Raw genomic sequence first — 3741 nt, forward strand, 5'->3', positions numbered from 1 at the left:
TACGCGGTGAACCCGGACGGCGTGTTCTTCTCCAACGGACCCGGCGACCCCGCCACCGCCGACGGCCCCGTCGCCGTCATGCGGGCCGTCCTGGAGCGCGGGACGCCGCTCTTCGGTATCTGCTTCGGCAACCAGATCCTCGGCCGCGCCCTCGGCTTCGGCACGTACAAGCTGAAGTACGGGCACCGGGGGATCAATCAGCCGGTGCAGGACCGTACGACCGGCAAGGTCGAGATCACCGCGCACAACCACGGCTTCGCCGTCGACGCGCCCCTCGACAAGGTCTCCGACACGCCCTACGGGCGCGCCGAGGTCTCCCACGTCTGCCTGAACGACAGCGTGGTGGAAGGTCTGCGGTTGCTGGACCGGCCGGCTTTCAGTGTTCAGTACCACCCTGAGGCGGCTGCGGGCCCGCATGATGCCGCGTACCTCTTCGACCGCTTCGTTTCTCTGATGGAGGCCGAGCGTGCCTAAGCGCACCGATATCCAGTCCGTCCTGGTCATCGGCTCCGGCCCGATCGTGATCGGTCAGGCCGCTGAGTTCGATTATTCCGGAACCCAGGCCTGCCGGGTTCTGAAGGCCGAGGGCCTGCGCGTCATTCTGGTCAATTCGAATCCGGCGACGATCATGACGGATCCGGAGATCGCGGATGCCACGTATGTGGAGCCGATCACTCCGGAGTTCGTGGAGAAGATCATCGCGAAGGAGCGCCCGGATGCCCTCCTGCCCACTCTCGGCGGGCAGACCGCGCTGAATACGGCGATCTCCATGCATGAGCAGGGTGTGCTGGAGAAGTACGGGGTCGAGCTGATCGGCGCCAATGTCGAGGCGATCAACAAGGGTGAGGACCGCGACCTGTTCAAGGGCGTCGTGGAGGCCGTCAAGGCGAAGATCGGTTACGGCGAGTCGGCCCGGTCGGTGATCTGCCATTCGATGGACGATGTCCTCAAGGGGGTCGAGACGCTCGGCGGCTACCCCGTCGTGGTCCGTCCTTCCTTCACCATGGGCGGCGCCGGTTCCGGCTTCGCGCATGACGAGGAGGAGCTGCGGCGGATCGCGGGCCAGGGCCTGACGCTCTCCCCGACCACCGAGGTGCTCCTGGAGGAGTCGATCCTGGGGTGGAAGGAGTACGAGCTGGAGCTGATGCGCGACAGGAACGACAACGTCGTGGTCGTGTGCTCCATCGAGAACTTCGACCCGATGGGTGTGCACACCGGGGATTCGATCACGGTGGCCCCGGCGATGACGCTGACCGACCGCGAGTACCAGATCCTGCGGGACGTCGGTATCGCGATCATCCGCGAGGTGGGTGTCGACACCGGCGGCTGCAACATCCAGTTCGCGGTCAACCCCGAGGACGGCCGGGTCATCGTCATCGAGATGAACCCGCGTGTCTCGCGTTCCTCCGCACTGGCGTCGAAGGCCACCGGTTTCCCGATCGCGAAGATCGCCGCCCGTCTCGCCGTCGGCTACACACTGGATGAGATCCCCAACGACATCACGGAGAAGACCCCGGCGTCGTTCGAGCCGACGCTCGACTATGTGGTGGTCAAGGCCCCGCGCTTCGCGTTCGAGAAGTTCCCGCAGGCTGATTCGACGCTGACCACGACGATGAAGTCGGTGGGTGAGGCGATGGCGATCGGCCGGAACTTCACCGAGGCCCTGCAAAAGGCGCTGCGTTCGCTGGAGAAGAAGGGCAGCCAGTTCACCTTCACCGGCGAGCCCGGCGACAAGGACGAGCTGCTGCGCGAGGCGGTGCGCCCCACCGACGGGCGGATCAACACCGTGATGCAGGCCATCCGGGCCGGCGCCACCCCGCGAGAGGTCTTCGACGCCACGAAGATCGACCCCTGGTTCGTCGACCAGCTGTTCCTGATCAAGGAGATCGCCGACGAGCTGGCGGCCGCCGCGAAGCTCGGGCCCGAGCTGCTCGCCGAGGCCAAGCGGCACGGCTTCTCCGACGCCCAGATCGCCCAGATCCGCGGCCTGCGCGAGGACGTCGTCCGCGAGGTCCGCCACGCCCTGGGCGTGCGCCCCGTCTACAAGACGGTCGACACCTGCGCCGCCGAGTTCGCCGCGAAGACCCCGTACTTCTACTCCTCGTACGACGAGGAGTGCGAGGTCGCGCCGCGCGAGAGGCCCGCGGTGATCATCCTGGGCTCGGGCCCCAACCGCATCGGGCAGGGCATCGAGTTCGACTACTCCTGCGTCCACGCCTCCTTCGCGCTGAGCGACGCGGGCTACGAGACGGTGATGGTCAACTGCAACCCGGAGACCGTCTCCACCGACTACGACACCTCCGACCGCCTGTACTTCGAGCCCCTGACGCTCGAGGACGTACTGGAGATCGTCCACGCCGAGACCCTGGCCGGCCCCGTCGCCGGCGTCGTCGTCCAGCTCGGCGGCCAGACCCCCCTGGGCCTCGCCCAGGCCCTCAAGGACAACGGCGTCCCGGTCGTGGGCACCTCCCCCGAAGCCATCCACGCCGCCGAGGACCGCGGCGCCTTCGGCCAGGTCCTGGCCGAGGCCGGGCTGCCCGCGCCCAAGCACGGCACCGCCACCACCTTCGCCGGCGCCAAGGCCATCGCCGACGAGATCGGCTACCCCGTCCTGGTACGCCCCTCCTATGTGCTGGGCGGCCGCGGCATGGAGATCGTCTACGACGAGACCCGCCTTCAGTCCTACATCGCCGAGTCCACCGAGATCTCCCCGACCCGCCCGGTCCTGGTCGACCGGTTCCTCGACGACGCCATCGAGATCGACGTCGACGCCCTCTACGACGGCACCGAGCTCTACCTCGGCGGCGTCATGGAACACATCGAGGAAGCCGGCATCCACTCCGGCGACTCGGCCTGCGCCCTGCCCCCGATCACCCTCGGCGGCTTCGACATCAAACGGCTGCGCGCCTCCACCGAGGCCATCGCCCAGGGCGTCGGCGTCCGCGGCCTGATCAACATCCAGTTCGCCATGGCCGGCGACATCCTCTACGTCCTGGAGGCCAACCCGCGCGCCTCCCGCACGGTGCCCTTCACCTCCAAGGCGACCGCCGTCCCGCTGGCCAAGGCCGCCGCCCGCATCTCGCTGGGCGCCACCATCGCCGAACTGCGCGCCGAGGGCCTGCTGCCCAGGAACGGTGACGGCGGCACCCTGCCGCTGGACGCGCCGATCTCCGTCAAGGAGGCCGTGATGCCGTGGTCACGTTTCCGCGACGTGCACGGCCGGGGTGTCGACACCGTGCTGGGCCCGGAGATGCGTTCCACCGGCGAGGTCATGGGCATCGACGCGGTCTTCGGCACCGCCTACGCCAAGTCCCAGGCCGGCGCCTACGGACCGCTGCCCACCAAGGGCCGGGCGTTCGTCTCGGTCGCCAACCGCGACAAGCGGTCGATGATCTTCCCGGCGCGTGAACTGGTCGCGCACGGCTTCGAGCTGCTGGCCACCTCCGGCACCGCCGAGGTCCTCAAGCGCAACGGCATCAACGCCACCGTCGTGCGCAAGCTCAGCGAGGGCGAAGGACCCGGCGGGGAGAAGACGATCGTCCAGCTGATCCACGACGGTCAGGTCGACCTCATCGTCAACACCCCCTACGGCACCGGCGGCCGCCTCGACGGCTACGAGATCCGCACCGCCGCCGTCGCCCGCGGCGTCCCCTGCCTCACCACCGTCCAGGCCCTCGCCGCCGCCGTCCAGGGCATCGAAGCACTCGGCCACGGCGACGTCGGCGTCCGATCACTCCAGGA

General features: G+C 68.5%; 2 protein-coding genes. Both read left to right on the forward strand.

All coding sequences use genetic code 11. The features are described 5' to 3' along the window. On the forward strand, nt 1-474 hold a 474-nt coding region (locus PUR26_RS02000; protein ID WP_329868537.1), incomplete at its 5' end, for a glutamine amidotransferase-related protein. Continuing rightward, a partial coding sequence (carB, locus tag PUR26_RS02005; RefSeq protein ID WP_329868538.1) for a carbamoyl-phosphate synthase large subunit occupies nt 467-3741 on the forward strand: 3275 nt, incomplete at its 3' end. The genes PUR26_RS02000 and carB, both read left to right, overlap by 8 nt.

The sequence above is a fragment of the Streptomyces sp. SP18CS02 genome, assembly GCF_036322365.1.
Classification (GTDB): domain Bacteria; phylum Actinomycetota; class Actinomycetes; order Streptomycetales; family Streptomycetaceae; genus Streptomyces.